Source organism: Streptomyces agglomeratus (assembly GCF_001746415.1).
GTDB lineage: Bacteria > Actinomycetota > Actinomycetes > Streptomycetales > Streptomycetaceae > Streptomyces > Streptomyces agglomeratus.
This window is the reverse complement of the sequence record NZ_MEHJ01000001.1, coordinates 3161465-3182859: the sequence shown is the minus strand read 5'-3', so window position 1 is coordinate 3182859 and position 21395 is coordinate 3161465. Positions and strand designations below refer to the sequence as shown.

22 protein-coding genes are annotated in these 21395 nt (G+C 72.4%); 13 read left to right on the top strand and 9 right to left on the bottom strand.

Annotated elements, in window-relative coordinates; translation table 11 throughout:
* Position 1: 1 nt before the first annotated feature.
* From AS594_RS13470 to AS594_RS13445, 6 genes are read left to right on the top strand one after another with little or no spacing between them, the layout of a single operon-like run.
* The gene (locus AS594_RS13470) at positions 2-1324 is read left to right on the top strand and encodes an O-antigen ligase family protein (protein ID WP_069927272.1); all 1323 of its coding nucleotides are present in this window, start codon (positions 2-4) and stop codon (positions 1322-1324) included.
* A complete protein-coding gene (locus tag AS594_RS13465; protein WP_079144630.1) occupies positions 1321-3186 on the top strand; it encodes a lipid II flippase MurJ in 1866 nt (621 codons plus the stop codon). Before AS594_RS13470 ends, AS594_RS13465 begins: the two co-directional genes overlap by 4 nt.
* Complete coding sequence (locus AS594_RS13460; RefSeq protein WP_079144631.1) at positions 3176-3988, top strand: polysaccharide deacetylase family protein; 813 nt, start codon at positions 3176-3178, stop codon at positions 3986-3988. Before AS594_RS13465 ends, AS594_RS13460 begins: the two co-directional genes overlap by 11 nt.
* On the top strand, positions 3985-5172 hold the full coding sequence (locus tag AS594_RS13455; protein WP_069927271.1) for a glycosyltransferase: 1188 nt from the start codon (positions 3985-3987) through the stop codon (positions 5170-5172). The genes AS594_RS13460 and AS594_RS13455 overlap by 4 nt, the downstream gene beginning before the upstream one ends.
* On the top strand, positions 5169-5864 hold the full coding sequence (locus tag AS594_RS13450; RefSeq protein WP_069927270.1) for a YveK family protein: 696 nt from the start codon (positions 5169-5171) through the stop codon (positions 5862-5864). Before AS594_RS13455 ends, AS594_RS13450 begins: the two co-directional genes overlap by 4 nt.
* Entirely contained in the window at positions 5864-7168 is a 1305-nt protein-coding gene (locus AS594_RS13445) for a GNAT family N-acetyltransferase (protein WP_079148211.1), read from the top strand. Before AS594_RS13450 ends, AS594_RS13445 begins: the two co-directional genes overlap by 1 nt.
* Here AS594_RS13445 and AS594_RS13440 read toward each other — a convergent pair.
* A complete protein-coding gene (locus tag AS594_RS13440; RefSeq protein ID WP_069927269.1) occupies positions 7122-8486 on the bottom strand; it encodes a glycoside hydrolase family 26 protein in 1365 nt (454 codons plus the stop codon). The genes AS594_RS13445 and AS594_RS13440 overlap by 47 nt on opposite strands.
* Positions 8487-8745: 259 nt before the next feature.
* The gene (locus tag AS594_RS13435; RefSeq protein ID WP_069927268.1) at positions 8746-10056 is read right to left on the bottom strand and encodes a cytochrome P450; all 1311 of its coding nucleotides are present in this window, start codon (positions 10054-10056) and stop codon (positions 8746-8748) included.
* A 142-nt stretch (positions 10057-10198) separates the two neighbouring features.
* Between AS594_RS13435 and AS594_RS13430 the strand changes: the two genes are divergently transcribed.
* The 3 genes from AS594_RS13430 (at position 10199) to AS594_RS13420 (ending at position 12265) form a co-directional block, all read left to right on the top strand.
* Positions 10199-10705, top strand: a complete 507-nt coding sequence (locus AS594_RS13430) for a hypothetical protein (RefSeq protein WP_069932921.1) — start codon at positions 10199-10201, stop codon at positions 10703-10705.
* A gap of 158 nt (positions 10706-10863) precedes the next feature.
* Positions 10864-11385: a tyrosinase cofactor gene (locus tag AS594_RS13425; protein WP_240509002.1), complete on the top strand. Its 522-nt coding sequence runs from the start codon at positions 10864-10866 to the stop codon at positions 11383-11385.
* Positions 11386-11404: 19 nt separating this feature from the next.
* The gene (locus AS594_RS13420; protein ID WP_069930494.1) at positions 11405-12265 is read left to right on the top strand and encodes a tyrosinase family protein; all 861 of its coding nucleotides are present in this window, start codon (positions 11405-11407) and stop codon (positions 12263-12265) included.
* Between the two features lie 63 nt (positions 12266-12328).
* On the opposite strand, the gene AS594_RS13415 is transcribed toward AS594_RS13420, so the two are convergent.
* The 3 genes from AS594_RS13415 to AS594_RS13405 all read right to left on the bottom strand — a co-directional run bounded on the left by AS594_RS13415 (position 12329) and on the right by AS594_RS13405 (position 15222).
* Complete coding sequence (locus tag AS594_RS13415; protein ID WP_069927266.1) at positions 12329-12592, bottom strand: chaplin; 264 nt, start codon at positions 12590-12592, stop codon at positions 12329-12331.
* 230 nt (positions 12593-12822) lie between these two features.
* The gene (locus tag AS594_RS13410; protein WP_069927265.1) at positions 12823-13821 is read right to left on the bottom strand and encodes a sigma-70 family RNA polymerase sigma factor; all 999 of its coding nucleotides are present in this window, start codon (positions 13819-13821) and stop codon (positions 12823-12825) included.
* A 102-nt stretch (positions 13822-13923) separates the two neighbouring features.
* On the bottom strand, positions 13924-15222 hold the full coding sequence (locus AS594_RS13405; protein WP_069927264.1) for an MFS transporter: 1299 nt from the start codon (positions 15220-15222) through the stop codon (positions 13924-13926).
* A gap of 62 nt (positions 15223-15284) precedes the next feature.
* Here AS594_RS13405 and AS594_RS13400 point away from each other — a divergent pair, with 62 nt between their 5' ends.
* Complete coding sequence (locus AS594_RS13400) at positions 15285-16238, top strand: LysR family transcriptional regulator (RefSeq protein ID WP_069927263.1); 954 nt, start codon at positions 15285-15287, stop codon at positions 16236-16238.
* 12 nt (positions 16239-16250) lie between these two features.
* Here AS594_RS13400 and AS594_RS13395 read toward each other — a convergent pair whose 3' ends face one another.
* Positions 16251-17351 (bottom strand): calcium:cation antiporter, encoded by a 1101-nt coding sequence (locus AS594_RS13395; RefSeq protein WP_069927262.1) that lies wholly within the window; start codon positions 17349-17351, stop codon positions 16251-16253.
* A gap of 79 nt (positions 17352-17430) precedes the next feature.
* On the opposite strand from AS594_RS13395, the gene AS594_RS13390 reads away from it, so the two are divergent.
* Complete coding sequence (locus AS594_RS13390; RefSeq protein WP_069927261.1) at positions 17431-17715, top strand: hypothetical protein; 285 nt, start codon at positions 17431-17433, stop codon at positions 17713-17715.
* Between the two features lie 19 nt (positions 17716-17734).
* Here the strand turns inward: AS594_RS13390 and AS594_RS13385 are convergent, their stop codons facing one another.
* Positions 17735-18502 (bottom strand): alpha/beta hydrolase, encoded by a 768-nt coding sequence (locus AS594_RS13385; protein WP_069927260.1) that lies wholly within the window; start codon positions 18500-18502, stop codon positions 17735-17737.
* A gap of 102 nt (positions 18503-18604) precedes the next feature.
* On the opposite strand from AS594_RS13385, the gene AS594_RS13380 reads away from it, so the two are divergent.
* Together AS594_RS13380 and AS594_RS13375 are read left to right on the top strand one after the other, a co-directional pair.
* A complete protein-coding gene (locus AS594_RS13380; protein WP_069927259.1) occupies positions 18605-19759 on the top strand; it encodes an adenosine deaminase in 1155 nt (384 codons plus the stop codon).
* Positions 19760-19885: 126 nt separating this feature from the next.
* Entirely contained in the window at positions 19886-20257 is a 372-nt protein-coding gene (locus AS594_RS13375; RefSeq protein ID WP_069927258.1) for a hypothetical protein, read from the top strand.
* 103 nt (positions 20258-20360) lie between these two features.
* Here AS594_RS13375 and AS594_RS13370 read toward each other — a convergent pair whose 3' ends face one another.
* Entirely contained in the window at positions 20361-20561 is a 201-nt protein-coding gene (locus AS594_RS13370; RefSeq protein WP_069927257.1) for a PspC domain-containing protein, read from the bottom strand.
* 92 nt (positions 20562-20653) lie between these two features.
* Positions 20654-21217 carry a VanZ family protein gene (locus AS594_RS13365; protein WP_079144633.1) on the bottom strand — a complete coding sequence of 188 codons (564 nt, stop codon included), beginning with the start codon at positions 21215-21217 and terminating at the stop codon, positions 20654-20656.
* Positions 21218-21395 lie beyond the last annotated feature (178 nt).

Here is a 21395-nt window from a genome sequence, read left to right as displayed (position 1 = left end):
CATGACCGCCCTGTGGACGACACCGCTGCCGCCCCCGCGCGTCCGCGGCCTGCCACTCCTGCCCCTGATCGCGACGGTGCTGCTGCTGGCGGTACCCGTCCAGACAGCGGGCGCGGGCACGTCCGCCAACGTCACACCGGCGGACCTGGCCTCCTGCGCCCTGGTGCTCTGCGCCCTCGCCGCAGTACTGCACCTGCGCAGGCGTCCGCTCACACCCGCCGCCGCTCTCGTCCTGGGCGCCCCCGCCCTCGGTATCGCCGTGGCCACCGCGACGGCCACGGACCCGACGGCGGCCCTCACCGGCTTCGTCCGCTACCTCCAGGTCTTCGTGCTGGTCCCGGCGGCGGTCCTCCTGCTCCTGCGCACCCCGCAGCACTTCCGCGTCATCACCGGCGCCCTGGCGGCCCTGGCACTGGCGCAAGGGGCGACAGGCGTCCACCAGTACGTCACCGGCACGGGCGCGTCGTACATGGGCGAGGACATCAGGGCGGTGGGCACCTTCGGCCCCACCGACGTCATGGGAATGGCAACGGTGGTCTCGTACGGCCTGCTGGCAGCCCTGGCCGTCGCACTCCGCTGCCCACCGGACGCCCCCGCCTGGCTGCGCCCCTGCGCGATCACGACCGCGGTGGCCCTCGTGATCCCCCTGGCCGTGTCCTTCAGCCGGGGAGCGTGGATCGCGACGCTGCTGGCGGCGCTCGCCATGATCCTGCTGACGGGTCCGCGCCAGGCGGCGAAAGCCCTGACCGCCCTCACCGCGGCGGCCGTCGTCCTGGTCGGCGGCTTCGGCGTCGGCTCGGAGATGATCTCCGAACGCCTCACCAGCATCACCCAGGTGACGGACGCCCCCGACCGCTCCGTCAACGACCGGTACACGATGTGGGCCGCCGCGACGAGCATGTGGCAGGACCGCCCGGCCGCCGGAGTGGGCCTCAAGGGCTTCCCCGCCCACCGGGACGCACACGCGTCGATCGGCCTCTCCTCGGGCAGCGACACGGCGGGCGCGGGCCAGACCTTCCACAAGCAGCCCCTGCTCTCCCCGCACAACATGTACCTGCTGGTCCTCAGCGAACAGGGACTGATCGGCCTCACGGCCTTCGTCGGGGCATGGGCGGCGGTCCTGGCGGCGGGGGTGCGCAGACTGACCCGCAGGACCTCGGGCAGCGCGGCGGACTGCGGACTGGCGGCGGTGGGCCTGACGGTCTGGCAGACGGTCGACTTCCTGTACGCCGACATCGGCGGCCCCTCGACCGTCCTCACCGGAATCATCCTGGGCCTGGCGGCCTGGTGGGCTCTGGCCCCCGCGGAGGAGCCGACCCCATGACAGACGCCACGCACCACCCCCCGACCCCCACGACGGCACCGGAGCGGGTGACCACTCACCCACGCTCGCACCCCGGGGCGGCACCGGAACGGGCGGCCTCGCACGCCACCGTGCCGGGAGCGGAAGTGCCGGGCCGCTCCCCGCAGGGCGTCGAACGCGACGAGCCGGGGGAAAGCACCCTGCCGGCCGTTCGGCGCCCCCGCGCCGGCGCGGCACCGGCCCCCGCACCCCCGCGACCACGCCCCCCGCAACGACACGCCCCGAAGCTCGGCCGCTTCCTGGCGCGCGCCGCCGCCGTCACCGCCGCCCTGACCGCCGCGAGCGCACTCCTGGGCCTCGTACGGGACCAGACCATCGCCCACCTCTTCGGCGCGAGCGTGGACAGCGACGCCTTCCTGATCGCCTGGACCGTGCCCGAGATGGCCGCCACCCTCCTGATCGAGGACGCGATGGCGCTCATCCTGGTCCCCGCCTTCAGCCACGCCCTGGCCCACCGCGCGGCCCAGCGCACGCGAGACCCCGACCTGCCGGACGACGCGGTAAGAGCACTGGTGCTGGCCACGCTTCCCCGCCTCTTCGCCGTGCTGTCCTGCGTGGCCGGCCTCCTGATCCTGGGCGCGCCCTGGGTGGTACGCGTCCTCGCGCCGGGCTTCAGCGACCCGGCGCTGGCCGTGGAGTGCACCCGTCTGACGGCCGTGACCGTACTGACCTTCGGCATCACCGGATACTTCAGCGCCGCCCTGCGCGCCCACGGCAGGTTCTGGCAGCCGGCCGGCGTCTACGCCGCGTACAACGTCGGCATCATCGTCACGACGCTGACGCTGCACCACCTCTGGGGCGTACGAGCCGCCGCGGCCGGCGTGGCGGTGGGCAGCGCCCTGATGATCCTCATGCAGCTCCCCACCTTCCTGCACCTGACCAGGACCACTCCGCACCCCGCCACCACTCCGGCCCTCCCCACCACTCCGGCCCTCCCCACGGCTCCCGCCCTCTCCGCCCCGCCACTCCTGGCCACAGCGGTCCTGGCCCCCGTGGTCCTCTTCGCGGTGGGCCGCCAGGCCCAGGTCCTGGTGGAGCGCTTCCTCGCGTCACCGCTCCCCGGCGGCGCCATCTCGCACCTGAACTACGCGCAGAAGGTCGCGCAGATGCCGATGGTCCTGTCCCTCATGATCTGCACGGTGACCTACCCGGTGGTGGCCCGCGCGATGGCCGAAGGGAACGAGGAGGGAGCCCGGCTCAGGGTCGAAAGAGACCTGGCCCTGGCCGGTCTGGTCGTACTCCTGGGTACGGCGATGGTCATCGGCTACGCGCCGCAGATCATCGAAGTCCTCTTCGAGCGCGGCGCGTTCGACGCCCGGGACACGGCCACCACCGCGACCGTCATGCGCGTGTACGCGGCCGGACTCCTGGGCCACTGCCTGGTGGGCGCCCTGAGCAGGCCGTTCTTCTCCGCCGGCCGGCCCACCTGGTACCCGGCCGCAGCCATGGCGGCGGGCCTGGTCGTCACCACCGCGGCCGGCGCGGCCGCGGCAGGCCCCTTCGGCGTACACGGCATCGCGGCGGCCAACGCCATCGGCATCAGCACGACGGCGCTGCTCCTCCTCGGCGGCCTCGGCTCCCGCGTGGTCCCCATCCGGGTCCGGGCCGTCATCGCCTCCCTCGCCCGCCTCGCGGCCGCGGCGGCCGCGGCGGGCGCGGCGGGCTGGCTGGCCGCACCGCTGATCGCCGCCCCGGCGGCGAGCGTGGCGGCCGGCTGCGTCCTGGTCCCCACCGCATTCGTCCTCTGCGGGCTCGCCGTCCGAGCCCCGGAGGTCGTCCATCTGCTGGCCCTCATCCGACAGAGGTTCCGTCATGGCCGCTGAAACGGCGACCCGCACCACCGAACACCCGCTGCCCGGACGCCACGGACGCCGCAGACGCGCGGGACGCCACGTACCCCACGCACCCGACTCACCCCACGGCGCGCCGTGGATCCTCATGTACCACTCGGTGGGCGACCCGGCGGACGACCCGTACGGCATCACGGTCGCCCGTGACCGGCTCGACCGCCAACTGGCCTGGCTGCGCCGGCGCGGTCTCACCGGAGTCGACGTCGGCACGCTGCTCCGCGCCGGAGCGCAGGGCCGTGCGGCCCGCCTGGTCGGGCTGACCTTCGACGACGGGTACGCCGACTTCCTGCACGAGGCGCTTCCGGTACTGCGCCGGCACGCCTTCACCGCCACGGTGTTCGTGCTGCCCGGCCGCTGCGGCGGCGCCAACGGGTGGGACCCGCTGGGCCCGAGGAAGCGGCTGCTGACGGAGGACGAGATCCGGGCGGTGGCGCACGCCGGCATGGAGATCGGCTCCCACGGCCTGTACCACCGGCGCCTGCCCGGCCTGCCCGCAGCGGTACTGCGCCGGGAGACGCTGCACAGCCGCGAGCTGATCCGGGAGATCACCGGCACGGCCCCGGACAGCTTCTGCTACCCGTACGGCGAAGTCGGCCCCGAGGCGATCGACGCGGTACGCGCCGCCGGATACACGTACGGCTTCGCGATCAGCCCCGGCCCCCTCCTCGGCCCGTACGCCCTGCCCCGCACGCACATCAGCCACGCCGACCGGGGCCTGCGTCTGTGGGCCAAGCGCCTGCGGCACGGCTTCCCCCTGCCCGGCGCCGCCCGATGAAGGCGCTGCACGTCATCACCGGACTCGGTGTCGGGGGAGCCGAGCAGCAACTGCGCCTGCTGCTGCGTCACCTGCCGGTCCACTGCGACGTTGTGACGCTGACGAACCCCGGCCCGGTGGCCGACGGGCTGCGCGCGGACGGCGTCCGCGTCGCGCACCTGGGGATGAGGGGCAACCGGGACCTCGGCGCACTGCCCGCGCTGACCCGGCTGGTCCGCCGCGGAAAGTACGACCTGGTCCACACCCACCTGTACCGCGCCTGCGTCTATGGCCGGATCGCCGCCCGGCTGGCCGGCGTCAGGGCCACGGTCGCCACCGAGCACTCCCTCGGGCAGGCGGAGATCGAGGGCCGCCCGCTCACCCGTGGCGCCCGCGCCCTGTACCTGGGGACGGAACGCCTCGGCTCGGCGACGGTCGCCGTGTCCAGGACGGTGGCGGAACGGCTGCGCGACTGGGGCGTACCGGCCGCGCGGATCCACGTCGTCCCCAACGGGATCGACGCCGCGCGCTACCGCTTCGACGCCGAGCGCCGCAGCACCACCCGCGCCCGGCTCGGCATCCCCGCCGACGCGTTCGTGGTCGGCGGCGTCGGCAGGATCGTCCCGGGAAAGCGGTTCGACGTGCTGGTCCGCGCGGTGGCGGCGCTGCCGGGCGCGTGGCTCCTGCTGGCCGGCGACGGCCCCGAGAGGGACGCGCTGCGCACGCTGACCGCGAGGCTGGGAGCCACGGACCGCATCCGCTTCCTCGGCGAATGCGACAACGCGGCCCCGTACCGCCCCGGCCCGCAACCGCCCTCCCACGGCCACTTCGCCACCGGCGCACCCCGCCTCCAGGTCCCCGAACTGCTCTGCGCCGTCGACGTCTTCGTGTCGACGTCACGCGAGGAGGCATTCGGCCTGGCCGTGGTCGAGGCACTGGCCGCGGGGCTGCCCGTACTCCACCGCGCCTGCCCCGCCGTCGACGACCTGCCACCCGGCCACGCGCCCGGCGCCCGGCGCATCAGCGACAGCGTCGGCGAGCTGACGGCGGCTCTTCGGCACCGGATGGAGGCCGGAGCACGCCGGCTGCCGCCGCCGCCCGCCGTCGGCCACTACGACATCGCCCGCAGCAGCGCACGGCTCATGGACGTGTACGCACACGCCCTCGACTCCGCTCCCCCGACCAGGAGAGAAGTACGACGATGACCGAGTCCCCCGAGCAGCAGCCCGCCGCCCACGGCCGGATCGGCCGGCTCCTCACAAAGATCAAACCGCACCTCGGCACCGCCCGCCTGCCCGTCTGGTGGCCGGTCCCCGTGTGCGCCGTGCTCGGCACCGTGTGCGGAGCGTCGTACGGCGCCATGAAGACCCCGGAGTACGCCGCGACCAGCTATGTGGTGGCCGTCCCCGCCAAGGGCACCGACCCCACCGCGGCCCTCGGCTACGCCCAGGCGTACGGCCGGATCACGACCAGCGACTCCACTCTCGCGTACGCGCGGGTGGCGGCGGGAGTGCCGCCGAAGGCGCTCCGTACGCAGGTCAGCACAGAGACGTCGCCCGACTCACCGATGATCGCGATCACCGGTACGGCCACCGGGCCCGCCGTGGCGGCGGACATCGCCAACGCCGTCGCGGAAGCCGTGTTCGTCAGCAGCAACCACGTCTCCAAGAACACCGGCGTCAAGCTGCTCGTCTTCTCCCGGGCGCTCACGCCGACCGAGCCGACGTCCCCCTCCGTCCCGGTCAGCGCGGCCGTGGGCGGGTGCGCGGGCGGCCTCCTCGGCGGTCTGGCCCTTCTCGTACGGCCGAGGCGCCCCCGCAGGACCGCTTCGGCTCAGGTGCCCGCCCCCACGGCGCACACCGAGCCCGGCGCCCACGCGGAACGGGAGCTCGTGTGATGAAGGACGCGACCCACCGGAGCCACACCCCCGGCGAGGGCGAGCACCGCCCCCACGCCCCCGCCCGCCCCCACGGCCGGGGCCTCACCGTCACCCTGTGCCGCGACCCCGCCCGGTTCGCGCGGCTCCGGCCGGAGTGGGACGCACTCCACCGCCGCTGCGCGTCCGCCACCCCGTTCCAGAGCCACGCCTGGCTCCACTCGTGGTGGCTCTCGTACGGAACGAACGGCCGGCTCCGTGTCGTACTCGCCCGCCGTGACGGCCGGCTGATCGGTGCCGCGCCGCTGATGCTCGTGCACCGCCCGATGCCGCTGCTCGTGCCCATCGGCGGCGCGATCTCCGACTTCTCCGACGTGCTGATCGACGACGAGGAGGCGCAGAGCGCGGTCACCGCACTGGAACGGGGGCTCGACCGGGCGGCCCGGCAGGCGGTCGTCGACCTGCGGGAGGTACGGCCGGGGGCGGCGGCCGAGCTGCTGTACGAGCGATGGACCGGCGCCAGGGCCCGCCTCACGGACTCCACCTGCATGGAGCTGCCCGCCGAGCCGATCGACGACCTCGTGAAGCGGATGCAGAGCAGCCGCGCCCAGCGCGTACGGGCCAAGCTGCGCAAGATCGACGCCCTGGGGATCGAGGAGCGCGAAGTCCCCGAGTCCGAAGTGCCCGGCGCCGTCGCCCGTCTCCTGCGTCTGCACGAGCTCCAGTGGCGGGGCCGGGGCGTCAACGTGGAGCACCTCAGGCCGCGTTTCGCCGAGCACCTGATGCGCGCGGGCCGGCGGATGGTGGGCGACGGTGACGCCGCCGTCACGGAGTTCCGGCTGGACGGCGAGGTGGTGGCCGTGAGCATGACCCTCCAGTCCGGTCTGCTGTCCGGCGGCTACCTGTACGGGGCCGACCCCGGCCTCCGGGACAAGAAGGTGGACGTCACGACGATGCTGCTGCGCCACGAGGCACATCTGGCCGCGGGGTCCGGCCGCGGCGTACTGAGTCTGCTGCGCGGCTCGGAACCGTACAAGAACCACTGGCGGCCCCAGGAGGTCACCAACCAGCGGCTGCTGCTGGCCCGGTCCGGCCTGGAACCCCTGCTGCGCGTACGCGCGTCGCAGGTGACCGTGCGGGACCGGGCCGCCGAGACCGTGACCACGCGCTTTCCCGCCGCGCGGGACTGGCGTGACCGGGTGAACAGCTGGCGGGCGGACGGCGCGGTCAGGGCCGGCGCCGTCATGGCCCGGGGGAGCGCCGGGACCCCGGCCGCCGTCAGGGATTCCAGTGCTCCGGGAAGCGGGGCTTCACGCAGACCGTGAAGTCCCGGACCCACTTGTTGATCCACTCACCCATCTTCACCGGCACGCACCACTTCTCGGACCCGGGCGTGCCGGGCGGCTCGGTCGGTGTCGGGTCGGCCGGTGTGGTCTCCGGGGGCGCCGACGGGGACGGCGCGGGCGTCTGGGGCGGGGACGGGACCGGGGGCGCGGACGGCGGCGTCCCCGGCACGGGGGACGACTGCCAGCCGAACAGCTTGGAGCGGAAGACCTCGGACGACCGGGGGTTCTCGTCGCACTGCCAGACGCCGTGCGGGCAGTAGTCGGTGATGGTCTGGTAGAGCGGCTTGTGCCGGGCCATCCAGTCGAGCATCCGCTCCATGTACTCCGGATTGTCGCCGTTGCGGAAGAGCCCCCACTCCGGGTAGGAGATCGCCTTGTTGTGCTCGGCGGCGAAGTCGACCTGCGCCTGCAAGCCGTACGGATCGGACACCTGCTGGTCGAAGGTGTCGCCCGGGGGCTGGTCGTACGAGTCCATGCCGATGATGTCCACGACGTCGTCGCCCGGATAGCACTCGGTCCACGGAATCGCGTCGATGCCCCGGTTCGGGGCGAAGTCGAAGCGGAACTTCTGGCCGGGGACGGCACGCATCGCCGTGACGATGCGGTTCCAGTACCGCTTCCATGCCTCCGGGTCGGGGGCGCAGCGGTGCGCGTACGTGGTGCCGTTCATCTCCCAGCCGAGGACGATCACGGTGTCCGGCACGCCCAGGTCCACCAGCCGCTTGGCCAGCTTCCGGTAGTGGCGGTCGAACCGGCCCGCGGCGCCCTCCTGAAGCAGGTCGCGGACCTCGTCGTCGGAGACGCGCTCCTCGTTGCCCTCCAGCATGGGCACGTTGAGTACGAACATCCGGTCCTCGGCCCCGCGCCGCCAGTCCGCCCAGGAGCGGAGGAACCCGGCGCGGCCTTCGATGTTCTCCCAGCGGTCGCCCGGTAGGTAGGTGTGTCCGACCGTCAGATCCGCGCCGCCCAGCCACTTCGACAGCTCGGCCATGCGCTTCACGCCGTCGGGCCCGTAGTCGAGATACGCGCCGATGGCGGGCGGCGGCTTCTCCGCCGGGGCCGGAGCGGGGCCCGGACCTGGACCGGCGGTCGCGCCGGGGTCGGCGGCCGCGTGCGAACCGGGGGTCGCACCGGGGTCCGGGGGTGTCCCCGGGTCCGGCCGCGCGGCGGGGACGGGGGGAGGGGTTCCGGTGTGCGCCGCCTCCGCCGCGCCTCCCGCGAGAACACCACCGGCGACAACGAGACTTATGGCAACCGTCCCGATACAGGTGCCGGTGAGACGGCGCCTCTCAGCCATGACTTCTCCTACCATCCGTCGTTCGTGCCGACGGTCCGACAGTAGGCAGAAAGTCGTACTAATGGGCTGTCCGCATGCTCGCCAATACGCCATTGGCGATGCGGGCCTCCTTGAACTCGGCCACTCGGGTGAATTCGCCGACCGTGGCGCGGGAGTAACGCGGACCGCTGCTGATCGTTGAACGGGGGTCGCACGGGAGTGTGCCTTCCCGGACGCGCGGCCCGAGGTCAGCCAGACCTCGGGCCGCGCGGTTTTCCGGTCAGGAGGGCTCGAACGCGAAACGCAGCGTGCGGACGCGGTTGTCGAAGTTCGAATCGACCAGCTCCGGCATTCCCACCGCCCGCACATCGCGCGGCCTCGTGAGCAACTCGTGGAAAAGCGCCTTCATTTCCTGCCGGGCCAGATGTGACCCCAGGCAGTAGTGCGGCCCGCCGCCGCCGTACCCCAGATGGGGATTCGGGTCGCGGGTGATGTCGAATGCATCGGGATTCGTGAACACCGCCTCGTCGCGATTGGCGGAGGCGTAGAAGAGCACCACCTTCTCACCCGGCCGGAACTCCCGTCCTCCCAGCGCGCATTCGGCCGTGACTGTCCGGCGGAACTGGATGATCGGCGTCGAGTGGCGGACGATCTCGTCCACGGTCCCGTCGGCGTACCGGTCGAAGTCCGACACCAGCAGGTCGCGCTGCTCCGGGTGGTCGGTCAGCAGCGCCAGGCCGTGGGCGATCGCGTTGCGCGTGGTCTCCACGCCGGCGACGAGCAGCAGGGAGAAGAAGGCGCCGAGCTGGCGCGAGGAGAGCGACTGACCGTCGATGTCGGCTCGTACGAGCGCGGAGATCAGGTCGTCGGTGGGGTGGCGGCGGCGCTCACGGGCGAGTTTCGCCATGACGAGCTGCATATGGGCCAGGGCGCGCAGCCCGCGTCCCGGCACCCGCAGCCTGGCGCGTACACCGCGCTTCACACCGACGTTCTCGGACGCGTGGTTGACGCGGTCGGCGATCTCCGGCCGGTAGCGCTCCGGGATCCCCATCAGGTTGCAGATCACCTCGAACGGCATGCGGGAGGCGACCGACGGCACGAAGTCGCCCGGCCGACGGGCGATCATCTCGTCCACGACCCGGCGGGCCACGTCGCGGATGTCCTCCTCCGCGGCGGCGAGCAGGCGCGGGGTGAAGGCGCGGGAAACGATCTTGCGCATCGTGGCGTGCTCGGCGCCGTCCATGTTGACCATGGAGTTGCCGAACACGGCCTTCGCCCAGGCGGCGGGCTCGGGAGTGGTGACGCCCGGCGCGCTCGCGAAGAGCCGCGGCTGTCGGCTCGCTTCCATGACGTCGGCGTGCTTCACCAGCGCGTAGAAGCCCTTCCCCGGCTTTCCCGCCCCGCTTGGCGTGCCGGGTTTCAGCGGGGAGCCCGTACCGTCCCCGAACCGCACCGGTGCGTCGAGACCGCGCAGCAGCGCGAAGGCTTTCAGCCGTTCGGAGCGCGGCAGTTGCCAGAACAGCGGATCGGCGAGATCGGCGTTGTGCTCCCGCAGCATGTGCTGCGTGGACGCCTGCTTCGGGATCGTCATACCCACACCCTTCAGGAGCTCGGGCGACCGTTTTGGCCCGAGCTGGTTGCTGCGGACGGGGGAACTATGCACTGGTTCGGGCGTTTGGCTCGTTCTTGCAGAGCAACAGCGTGTCTGCGAAACAGAGGGGACGTACGTACCAATGAAGTTGACCACCCGAGGTTCCGTCGCGGCGGCGTTCATGGCATGCATCGCGACCGCGGTGGCGGTATCTCCCGCCGCCGCCGGTACGTCGGCGCCCGTCGACCTGCCGCTGGAGAGCCTGGAGACGGTCCTGCCGGTCCAGGCCCCCGAGCTGCGCACCGGAGTGCCGGTGCCGGTGGCCGGCGTACCCGACGGGCCGCGTTACGTCACCGGCCGGATGCTACCGGAGAACGCCCTGCCGGCCGTGCCGTTCACGGCCGAGCTGCCGGAGATCACGTTCGAACTCCCCGTCGAGGACCCGCTGGGCGAGGGCAGCCTGGGCGCGCTGCGTGCCGTCTCCGAGGCCTCGGACGTGATGCTGTCGTCGCCGGGCGCCTCGGTGGGCGCGCCGCTGTCGGCGCCGCGCGGCGACCTCGCCGGTCAGCCCGAGCCGGTCCTGCCGCAGCTCGCGCTGATCACGCCGGTGCTCCAGGGCACGCCGGCGGCCGCCCTGCTCATGGACTGACGCTCCGCACGCGGTGGCCGGCGTCCCTTGCGGACACCGGCCGCCACGACCCGCCCGCCACCACCCACGAGAACTGTTCGGCCGGCGGGTCGTTGTCAGAACCGAGGCATGTGCACACCGGACGAGTGGACCGACGCGAGGGGCAAGGGGTATCCGGCATGGGCCTGATGACGCGCAGGAGGGCGGCGACCGCGCGAGGGGGTTCCCTGACCCGCCGCATTCTGTTGCGCGGCGGCTTCGCGATGGGCGTCATCGCGGGCACCGCGGGGGCGCTCGCCCCGATCCTCACCAAACGGCCGGGGCCCGCGACGGCCGCGGCGAACGGCCCGGAGGCCCCCGGGACGGCGGAAGCGGAGCGGGAGCGCCTCGCCGAGCGGTTCGCCGAGACGTACCGGGGCCGGCACATCCAGGGGACCGTGCGGGGCGCGCTGCCGGCGGGGGCGGCAGGCAGGTCGCGCCGGGCCGGTTCCTTCGGCGACGCGATGACCGTGGCGGCCGTACGGGACGTGGAGGTACGCATCGACGGCCGGCCGCTGCACGTCATGCGGCGCGCCGACGGCAGCTACCTCAGCCTGGTGAACCATTACGAGTCGTTCCCGACGCTGCTCGACGCGGCGCGCGCCGCCGTGGACGAACTGGGCGACGCCCAGCTGTCGGCGTCTCCCCTGCACAGTCTCTGAAGCCGGGAGGCCGACAGTGGTGTACACCCGAAAGAACCAGCGAGATCTCACCCGTACGGAGAAGAAGCGGCTGGTCAGCGCACTCCTGGAGCTCAAGCGCTCGGGGCGTTACGACGAGTTCGTGACGCTGCACGGCCGGCACTACGTCACCGACGACGAGGAGGGTCCGCGCGCCAGTCACATGACCCCTTCCTTCTTTCCGTGGCACCGCCGTTTCCTCCTGGAGTTCGAGCGGGCCTTGCGGGCGGTCGATCCGGGGGTGTCGGTTCCGTACTGGGACTGGACGACGGACAACTCTCCCGCCTCGTCACTGTGGGCCGAGGACTTCCTCGGGGGCACCGGCCGGGCCGGTGACGGGAAGGTGATGACGGGGGCGTTCGCGCACGCCAACGGGAACTGGAACATCCGCGCGCGGGTCGGGGACGGCTCCTTCCTCACCCGCAACCTCGGCCGGCCGTCCGACCCCGTCTCGCTGCCGACCCGGCAGGACGTGGCGAAGGCGCTGAGCGACCCGCTGTACGACGCCGGGCCGTGGAACTCCACCGTGACCAGGGGCTTCCGGAACAAGATCGAGGGGTGGGGGAGCGGCGGCACGGCCACGACGTACAACCACAACCGGGTGCACCGCTGGGTCGGCGGGGTGATGCTGGGCGCCACGTCGCCCAACGACCCGGTTTTCTGGCTCCACCACGCCTTCATGGACCTGCTCTGGGACCGCTGGCAGCGGGCGCATCCGGACTCCGGATATCTGCCGCGCAGGAAACTGCCCGCGTCCGATCCGCAGCACGGGCGGGTCTTCAGCCTCCACGAGCCGATGCCGCCCTGGGACGTCACACCCGCGCAGCTCCTCGACCACGGCCGCGTCTACCGCTACGCCTGACGGACACACGACTGCGGCCTCCCCGTACCTGAAGGGGAGGCCGCAGTGGCGTGCAGCGGGGGATCAGTGGCCGTAGGCGCCGTGCTCCGAGATGTTGGCGCAGGCGTTGCCGAACGCCGGGTTGAGCAGGCCGACGATGTTCACGGAGTTGCCGCACAGGTTGATCGGGATGTGGATGGGCACCTGGATCGCGTTGCCTGAGATGACGCCGGGGTTCTTGACGGTCTCACCGTGCGCTCCCGAGTCGGCGGTGGCCAGACCGGCGCTGCCGGCCAGCAGGGCGCCGGTGCCGGCGATGAGGGCAGCTGCCTTCGCGATGTGCGACATCAGTTCTCCTTGTGAGATGAAGAGGTCGACCGCAGGGCTTGCGGCCTTCACCTTCCTTCAACGCAGCAGCCGGAGGGCAGTAACGGATCTAAGGCAAAGTCGCCTTATCGCCGGAATCCGGGGTGATCCCGGCGGGCGTCCGGCTGATAAACCGAATGGCGATCGCCGCCCGAATCGCCGGCCTCACCGGAATATCGGTACGCGGGAATCAGCGGTACGGGGTACCGGCCTCAGTGCGCCACGTCGCCCTTTTCCAGATGCTCGGGCAGGTCGAAGAGCGGGAACCACCGCTTGGTGTCCAGGAAGGACGTGATCCCGCTGACCCTGCCCTCCACGATCTCGATGACCATGAGCGCCCACGGCTCGAAGCCGCCGTCGCCCGACTGGCTCGGGTGGTAGTGGGCGAAGGCCGGCGTACCGTTGGCCACGACCGGGACCAGCTTCGACCCCCGGCAGACCTCGCCGACGCCGAGCATCCAGCCGACGATGTCGTCGTGGCCCCGGAGCCAGAGGTCGTAGGGCGGCATGGACAGGGTGGCGTCCTCGTGGAGCAGCGCCGTCAGGGCGGTCATGTCGTACCCCTCGAAGGCCGCGACGTACCGCTCCAGCAGCTTCTTCTGTTCCTCGTTTAGCGGGTTCGCGGTGTCCGTCTCCTGCGAGCCGTGCTCGGCGATCGTCGCGCGGGCCCGCTGGAGCGCGCTGTTCACCGACGCGATCGTGGTCTCCAGCAGCTCGGCGACCTCGCTCGCCTTCCAGGCCAGCACCTCGCGCAGAATCAGCACCGCCCGCTGCTTCGGCGGCAGGTGCTGGAGCGCGGCGACGAACGCGAGCCGCACGCTCTCGCGGGAGACGGCGGTCTCCGCCGGGTCGGCCGTCGAGGGCAGCACCCGCCCGTCCGGCACCGGCTCCAGCCAGGTGATCTCGGGGCGGGAGTTGAGCGCGGCCTGCGCGACCGGGGTCGCCGCCGTGAGGTCCATCGGGCGGGCCCTGCGGTTGCCTGCGTTGAGCATGTCCAGGCATACGTTCGTGGCGATGCGGTACAGCCACGAGCGCAGCGACGACCGGCCCTCGAACTTGTCGAAGTTGCGCCAGGCCCGGACCATCGTGTCCTGCACGGCGTCGTCTGCCTCGAAGGCCGACCCCAGCATCCGGTAGCAGTACCCGGTGAGCTCCGTCCGGTGCTTCTCCAGCCGGGAATCCAGGTCCTGCGTCGTCAAGACATCACTCATCGGTCCACCCCACTCGCCGCCTTTGGCACCAGCTCTCGGGAAGTTACCGGACCCCACTGACAATCATGACTCAGCTGCGAAAACCCGCACCACGGGACCGACTTACACGCGTAGGGTGCTCCTGGTCCGCAGCGCCACGAGCTGGCGCTGCTCGACCCGGGCGACCCTGGTCCCGTACAGCGTGATCGACACGACGCCGAGCACGGCGACCAGTCCGAGGAGCACGGTGCCCGCCCAGCCCCCGGCGTGGAAGGCCACCGCGCCGAGCGTGCCGCCCACGCTGCTGCCCAGGTAGTACGCGGACTGGTAGAGCGCGGACGCCTGCGCCCGTCCTGTCTTCGCCGTACGGCTGACCGAGGACGACGCCACCGCGTGACCCGCGAAGAAGCCGGCGGTGATCAGTACCAAACCCGTCAGTACGGCGACCAGCGTGTCGGCCACCGAGAGCAGCAGACCCGCCGCCGTCGTGGACACCGCCAGGTACAGCGCACCCCGTCGGCCGAGGCGGGCGACGAGCTTTCCGGCCGCCGCGGAGGAGACCGTACCGACGAGGTAGACCAGGAAGACGGAGCCGACGACGCCCTGCGGGAGGCTGAAGGGGGCCTCGACCAGCCGGTAGCCGATCACCGTGTAGACGGCGCCGAACACCGTCATGAAGAGCGCGCCGATGGCGTACAGGCGCAGCAGCAGCGGGTCGGCCAGGTGACCTCGGACGGTCTTCGTCAGCGCCTTCGGGTTCAGCGAACCGGGCGTGAAGTGACGCGCCTTCGGGAGCATCAGCCGGAACACCACGACGCACACCACGGCCAGCACGCCGACCGCGGCGAGCGCCGCGCGCCAGTCCCACAGCTGCGCCGCCCAGCCCGTGACGATGCGGCCGCTCATCCCGCCGATGGAGTTGCCCGCCACGAACAGGCCGATCGCCGCGATCAGCGCCTTCGGCCGTACCTCCTCCGCGAGATACGCCATCGCGGACGCGGGCACACCGGCCAGCGCGGCGCCCTGCACGGCGCGCAGCGCCACCAGCCACTCCAGCGAGGGAGCGAAGGGCACCAGCAGGCCGACCGCGACGGCGACCGTCAGCGAGAGCGTCATCAGGCGGCTGCGCCCGAAGCGCTCCGAGAGGGCACTCATCGGCAGGACGAACAGGGCCAGCGCACCCGTCGCGGCCGAGACGGTCCAGCTGGCGGCGCTCGCGCTCGCGCCGAAGTCGGCGGAGATCAGCGGCAGCAGCGCCTGGGTGGAGTACAGGAGGGCGAAGGTCGCCACCCCGGCGGCGAAGAGCGCGAAGCTCATGCGGCGGTAGCCGGGGGAGGAGGGGGCGAGGCGGGAGTCGGTTTCGACAACAACGGCGTCGGCGCCCACAGGGGTGGTGGACGCCTTGGTACTGGCAGGAGGCATGCATCGAACGTAGACACAGCAGGTTCATGCGTCCAATGCACAAACGCGGAATAATCAATCCCATGGCGCATAACCACAGCTCACGGCCCCGGCTGTCACCGAGCAGTTACGAAGAAGACATCCAGCAAGTACTCGCGCCGCGCCTCGCGTACTTCGCGGCGGTCGCCCGCCACGAGCACGTCACCCGCGCCGCCCACGAGCTGGCCGTCCCGCAGTCGACGCTCTCGCGCGCCATGGTGAGGCTGGAGGAGGACCTGGGGGTCGCCCTGTTCGCCCGCAAGGGCCGTACCGTCTCCCTCACCCCCGCCGGCCGCACCTTCCTCACCACCGTCGAGCGCGCACTGGCCGAGGTCGAGCGAGCGGCGGAGTCGGTACGGGCCGACGCCGACCCCGCGACCGGCAAGGTCGCCTTCGGCTTCCTGCACACCATGGGATCGGAAACCGTCCCGGGGCTGATCCGCGCCTTCCGGGCCGACCACCCGCGGGTCCGCTTCCAGCTCGTCCAGAACTACGGCGAGGCCATGATCGAGCGGCTGCGCGCCGGCGACCTCGATCTCTGCCTGACCTCACCCGTGCCGGACGCCCCCGACCTGGTGGCCCGCCGCCTCGACGAACAGCGGCTGCGCCTGGTCGTCCCCGACGACCACCGCCTGGCCACGCGGAAGCGGGTGCGGCTCGCGGAGGCGGCCGACGAGGCGTTCGTGACCCTGGAACCCGGTTACGGGCTGCGGCGGATCACCGACGACCTGTGCGCAGAGGCGGGCTTCAAGCCGCGCGTCGCGTTCGAGGGCGAGGAGGCGGAGACGCTGCGGGGCCTGGTGGCGGCCGGGCTCGGCGTCGCCCTGCTGCCGCCGCCGGCGGTGGCCCGGCCCGGCGTCAGGGAGCTGACGGTGACCGCGCCGCGCGCCGTGCGCGAGATCGGCGTCGCCTGGCTCGACGGCCACCCGGACACACCCCCGGTGGCGGCCTTCAAGCGCTTCCTGCTGTCGCGCCGGGGCCATCTGCTGCCCGAATGACGCACGGGCCGGTCACGGACTGACGGCGAGCACCATGTACGCGGCCAGCAGGGCCAGATGTACGCCGCCCTGGAGAGGCGTCGCGCGTCCCGGCACGATGGTCAGGGTGCCGACGGCCACGGTGAGCGCGAGCAGCACCATGTGCGAGGCGCCGAGCCCGAGCAGCAGCGGCCCCTCCATCCAGACGGAGGCGACCGCGACCGCCGGAATGGTCAGCCCGATGCTCGCCATGGCCGACCCGAGCGCCAGGTTCAGGCTGGTCTGCACCCGGTCGCGCCTGGCGGCCCGTACGGCGGCGATCGATTCCGGCAGCAGCACCAGCAGCGCGATCACGACACCCACCACCGAGGCGGGCAGCCCGGCCGCCGCCACCCCCGACTCGATCGTCGGGGACACCCCCTTCGCCAGCCCGACGACCGCGACCAGCGACACGGCGAGCAGGCACAGACTGATGAGCGCGGTGCGCTTCGACGGCGGATCGGCATGCTCCTCCACGTCGATGACCTTTCCCTGCGTGGTCATCGGCAGGAAGTAGTCCCGGTGCCGCCAGGTCTGCGTCATGACGAACAGGCCGTAGAGCACCACGGCCGCGAAGGCGGCGAAGATGAGCTGGGCGGGGCTGAACTCCGGCCCCTGGGCGCTGGTGGTGAACGTCGGCAGGGCGAGGCTCAGCCCCGCCAGTGTCGCGACGGTCGCGAACGCCGCTCCCGTGCCCTCGGCGTTGAACACCGCCACCTTCCGCTTCAGCGAGCCGACGAGGAGCGACAGGCCCACGATGCCGTTGCAGGTGATCATCACGGCGGCGAAGACGGTGTCCCTGGCCAGCGAGCTGTTCTTGTCGCCGGCGTCGGCCATGAGCGTGACGATCAGCGCCACCTCGATGATCGTGACGGCCACGGCGAGGACGAGCGAGCCGAACGGCTCGCCCACCCGGTGGGCGACCACCTCGGCGTGGTGCACGGCGGCGAGCACCGCGCCGGCCAGGAAGCACGCCAGCAGCGCGACCACGGGCCCCGGCAGGTCGCGCCCCCAGGCGAAGACCAGCAGTACGACGGCGAACACGGGCACGGTGGTCGGCCAGTGCGCGGCGCGGGCGCGGACCAGACGGATCATGCGTCCGACCCTGACAGAGGGGTGCGCCGGACGCGCGTCGTACGGCGCGGACGGCGGTGGCGGCGCTAGCGTCGAAGCCATGCCTACGCCCACCACGCCGCAGCCGCACGAGCCGCCCGCCCGCTACACGGTGGCGATCAAGCCCCGGGCGGCCGATGCCGCCGGCCATCCCGACCACGGGTCCACGCTGCGGACGGCGGTCGTCCGGGCGACCGGGGGGACGGGGGCGTCCGGGTACCCCCGGTACGAGGGCGACGGCGTGGCGGCCGACATCGACCCGCGCTCGGGCGCGGTGGAGGCGATCACCCTCGACGGAGGAGAGCTTCCGTACGGCTGGGTGGCGGAAGCGGCGCCGGAGAGCTGAGCGGCGCCGCGCGAGCGCTTCAGCGCCGTAGCGCGTGGCCGAAGCCGGAGGCCAGCGGCATGCGCAGGCCCAGCGGCGGCGGCGCCGCCAGCGCGTCGGCCACCGGCCGCGCGTACCCGCGGCCGAAGAGCGCGCCCAGGACGAAGTCCGCCGCCAGGGCCAGCACCTCCGGCCGGTGCTGCCGCAGCGAGTGCCCGTCCGAGTGCACTTCGAAGCGGCACGTGTCCCGGTTGGCCTTCTTGGCCCGCTCCGCCAGCCGGTACGACAGCTCCGGGTCCGTACGCTCGTCATTCGTGCCGTGCACGATCAGCACCTGCCGCCCGGCCAGCTGCTTCACCGGCTCGGCCGCCGCCGCGACGTCGTCGTCCGGCAGCCACGGCGCGACGGCGAGCACCGAGTTGACGGCCGCGTGGTCCGCCGCGTGCAGCGCCGCCCGGCCGCCCATGTCCATCCCCGCCAGACACACCGGCACGTCGCCGTAGCGCCGTACGACCTCGTCCGCCGCCCACTTCGCGTCGGCGGCCAGCCGCGCGTCCGTGCCGTTCCAGCCGCGTCCGCGATACCGCACGACGTGTGCCACGAGTCCCTCGTCACGTCCCGCCGCCGCCAGACTCCGCGCCAGCGGCCGTACACCGGCGTACGCCAGCGGGGAGGGTCCGCGCGCCGACACCGGTTCGCCGGCGGGAAGCAGCAGAACCACACCGCACACCGTGCGGTCACCGCCCCCGGCCGCTCCGACCGGCCGGCCCAGCCGGGCCCCGGAAACCGCGATTGCTTGCTGTGCCATGACAGAACAGTCTCAGAAGGGCAGATGTACTCCACCCGTCCGCACGGTCACTGTTACGTATCGACAGAGGCGATCTACGCGCGTAGGCGCTAGAGTGCGCAGATGACGAGCGAGACCCCCAACACGCCCACCGCGGACCAGATCCGCCGCGCCCCGAAGGTGCTGCTCCACGACCACCTCGACGGTGGCCTGCGGCCCGGCACGATCATCGATCTCGCCCGCGAGGCGGGTTACGAGTCACTCCCCGAGACCGACGCCGACAAGCTCGGCATCTGGTTCCGCGAGGCCGCCGACTCCGGTTCGCTGGAGCGCTACCTGGAGACCTTCGCGCACACCTGCGCCGTCATGCAGACGCGTGACGCGCTCTTCCGCGTCGCTGCCGAGTGCGCCGAGGACCTGGCCGAGGACGGCGTCGTCTACGCCGAGGTCCGGTACGCCCCCGAGCAGCACCTGGAGAAGGGGCTGACCCTCGAAGAGGTCGTCGAGGCCGTCACCGACGGCTTCCGCGAGGGTGAGCGCCGCGCCAAGGCGAACGGCCACCGCATCCGCGTCGGCGCCCTGCTCACCGCGATGCGCCACGCCGCCCGCGCCCTGGAGATCGCCGAGCTCGCCAACCGCTACCGCGGCAACGGCGTCGTCGGCTTCGACATCGCCGGCGCCGAGGCGGGCTTCCCGCCCACCCGCCACCTCGACGCCTTCGAGTACCTCAAGCGCGAGAACAACCACTTCACGATCCACGCCGGTGAAGCCTTCGGGCTCCCCTCCATCTGGCAGGCGCTCCAGTGGTGCGGCGCCGACCGGCTCGGTCACGGCGTACGGATCATCGACGACATCGAGGTCGCGGCCGACGGCAGCGTCAAGCTGGGCCGGCTCGCCGCGTACGTGCGCGACAAGCGCATCCCGCTGGAGATGTGCCCGACGTCCAACCTCCAGACGGGCGCGGCCGACTCGTACGCCGCCCACCCCATCGGCCTGCTGCGCAAGCTCCACTTCCGCACCACGGTCAACACCGACAACCGGCTGATGAGCGGCACCAGCATGAGCCGCGAGTTCGAGCACCTGGTCGAGGCATTCGGTTACACGCTCGACGACATGCAGTGGTTCACAGTCAATGCGATGAAATCAGCATTCATTCCTTTCGACGAACGCCTTGCCATGATCAATGACGTGATCAAGCCCGGATATGCCGAGCTGAAATCCGAATGGCTGTTCCGCCAGACCGCCACGACCAGCGGTTCTTCCTCCACCCGAGGCTGACCGCACCGCGAGGCATGCGGCCGGGAACGTCAATTCCCGGCCGCTTCCGCGTGTTGGCGACGGAGTCGGGGCGTGGCTAGCTTGCAGAGCCGCTCCCCATCCCCCGTTTGCGAGGACGTTCTCTTCATGAAGCAGTCTGCTGCCAAGACCCTCGGTGCCGCCGCCCTCGGTGCCGCCTTCGCCGCTGCCGCAGCCGGCAGCGCCTCCGCGGCGCCTGCCGCCCCGGCCGTACCCGACCTGACGACCGTGCTCGGCTCCGCCACCACGACGCTGCCCGCGCAGGACGTCGTCAGCAAGCTTCCGGCCGGTGCCCCCGAGGCGCTGAACGGCGCGGCGAGCACCCTCACCGGCAGCGCCGCCACCCTGCCGGCGACGGTCACGGACGCCGTGTCCAAGGCGCGGCCGGCCGACGGGAAGAGCGGAGCCCGCAGCGCCGACCCGGTCAAGGGCCTCCTCGGCGGCCTGCCGGCCGGCACGCTGCCCGGCCTCGGTGGCTGACACGCCCGCGGCACGCACAGGGGCGCGCACCGGATCGGAATCCGGTGCGCGCCCCTCGCACGCGTGCGTACGTCCGGCCGTCGGACGGTCCTCGTACGCGCGGCTACCAGGCGGTCTTCGTGGTCTCCTCGCCGGGCAGGAACACCCAGAGCGCCAGGTACAGCAGGAACTGCGGCCCGGGCAGCAGACACGAGACCACGAAGATCACTCGCATCGTGGTCGCCGAGGTACCGAAGCGCCGTGCCAGCGCAGCGCACACTCCGCCGATCACTCGGCCGTTACGGGGGCGGACAAGGGCGGTCATGGCGGGCTCCTCGCGAGCTGGTCCGGGGGTCACTTCCGGTGTGCCTCCCGATGCCTCCATACTGCGCGCGGAGACCGGTCCAAAACGTCGCTCTACGGGGCGATCCCGACCCTGGGAATCGTCGGGGTGGACCCCTGAGGGACCTCGTCCCTGCGCCGCACCGCGCCGCCTCCCGGGGACCGCTCCTCCCGGCGGCGCAGACGCGCCCGCCCCATCGGTACGACCGCCAGGTGCGCCAGCGCCACCCCGGCGGTGTTCAGCAGCAGCGAGTCCACGTCGACGACCCGGCCCGGCACCCCGGTCTGGAGCAGCTCGATCCCCAGCGAGAACAGCGTGCCCGCCAGAGCCGTACGGGCCAGCGAGGCCACCGGCGACACGTACAGCCGGCCCCCTGCCATCGGCAGCAGCACGCCGAGCGGCGCCAGCAGCAGAAGCCCTTCACAGATACGCCGCGCCGCGCGGGCGGGACCGAGGGCCAGGTCCGCCTCTATGCCGGCCAGCGGCTCGAAGTTCGGCGCCGTCACCCACGGGACGTCCAGAGGGCGCAGCGTCAGCGACGCGACGAGCAGCAGATGCGCGACGAGGAGTAATCCTCCCGCCGCGCGGAGGCGGATGATGACGGCGCTGCCGTCCGAGCCATGACGCACGCCCCCCAAGACGCGGGTACCGGCCGGATCGGTTCCGCCCGGCGCGACAGTGTGACCTGCGCGGCACACCAGCCCGGCGGACGGAGCCGCGCGAAGGACGCGGCGGCGCGAAGAACGCGGCGCAACGGGGGACCGGTCAGCGGCGCGACGCACGGTCCAGCGGCGCGAAGGCGAAGAGCGTCGACGG

Excerpts from the sequence above, each read along its gene's own strand:
- AS594_RS13470 (WP_069927272.1), top strand. The coding sequence starts at position 2 with ATGACCGCCCTGTGGACGACACCGCTGCCGCCCCCGCGCGTCCGCGGC.
- AS594_RS13465 (WP_079144630.1), top strand. The coding sequence starts at position 1,321 with ATGACAGACGCCACGCACCACCCCCCGACCCCCACGACGGCACCGGAG.
- AS594_RS13460 (WP_079144631.1), top strand. The coding sequence starts at position 3,176 with ATGGCCGCTGAAACGGCGACCCGCACCACCGAACACCCGCTGCCCGGA.
- AS594_RS13455 (WP_069927271.1), top strand. The coding sequence starts at position 3,985 with ATGAAGGCGCTGCACGTCATCACCGGACTCGGTGTCGGGGGAGCCGAG.
- AS594_RS13450 (WP_069927270.1), top strand. The coding sequence starts at position 5,169 with ATGACCGAGTCCCCCGAGCAGCAGCCCGCCGCCCACGGCCGGATCGGC.
- AS594_RS13445 (WP_079148211.1), top strand. The coding sequence starts at position 5,864 with ATGAAGGACGCGACCCACCGGAGCCACACCCCCGGCGAGGGCGAGCAC.
- AS594_RS13440 (WP_069927269.1), bottom strand. The coding sequence starts at position 8,486 with ATGGCTGAGAGGCGCCGTCTCACCGGCACCTGTATCGGGACGGTTGCC.
- AS594_RS13435 (WP_069927268.1), bottom strand. The coding sequence starts at position 10,056 with ATGACGATCCCGAAGCAGGCGTCCACGCAGCACATGCTGCGGGAGCAC.
- AS594_RS13430 (WP_069932921.1), top strand. The coding sequence starts at position 10,199 with ATGAAGTTGACCACCCGAGGTTCCGTCGCGGCGGCGTTCATGGCATGC.
- AS594_RS13425 (WP_240509002.1), top strand. The coding sequence starts at position 10,864 with ATGGGCCTGATGACGCGCAGGAGGGCGGCGACCGCGCGAGGGGGTTCC.
- AS594_RS13415 (WP_069927266.1), bottom strand. The coding sequence starts at position 12,592 with ATGTCGCACATCGCGAAGGCAGCTGCCCTCATCGCCGGCACCGGCGCC.
- AS594_RS13410 (WP_069927265.1), bottom strand. The coding sequence starts at position 13,821 with ATGAGTGATGTCTTGACGACGCAGGACCTGGATTCCCGGCTGGAGAAG.
- AS594_RS13405 (WP_069927264.1), bottom strand. The coding sequence starts at position 15,222 with ATGCCTCCTGCCAGTACCAAGGCGTCCACCACCCCTGTGGGCGCCGAC.
- AS594_RS13400 (WP_069927263.1), top strand. The coding sequence starts at position 15,285 with ATGGCGCATAACCACAGCTCACGGCCCCGGCTGTCACCGAGCAGTTAC.
- AS594_RS13395 (WP_069927262.1), bottom strand. The coding sequence starts at position 17,351 with ATGATCCGTCTGGTCCGCGCCCGCGCCGCGCACTGGCCGACCACCGTG.
- AS594_RS13390 (WP_069927261.1), top strand. The coding sequence starts at position 17,431 with ATGCCTACGCCCACCACGCCGCAGCCGCACGAGCCGCCCGCCCGCTAC.
- AS594_RS13385 (WP_069927260.1), bottom strand. The coding sequence starts at position 18,502 with ATGGCACAGCAAGCAATCGCGGTTTCCGGGGCCCGGCTGGGCCGGCCG.
- AS594_RS13380 (WP_069927259.1), top strand. The coding sequence starts at position 18,605 with ATGACGAGCGAGACCCCCAACACGCCCACCGCGGACCAGATCCGCCGC.
- AS594_RS13375 (WP_069927258.1), top strand. The coding sequence starts at position 19,886 with ATGAAGCAGTCTGCTGCCAAGACCCTCGGTGCCGCCGCCCTCGGTGCC.
- AS594_RS13370 (WP_069927257.1), bottom strand. The coding sequence starts at position 20,561 with ATGACCGCCCTTGTCCGCCCCCGTAACGGCCGAGTGATCGGCGGAGTG.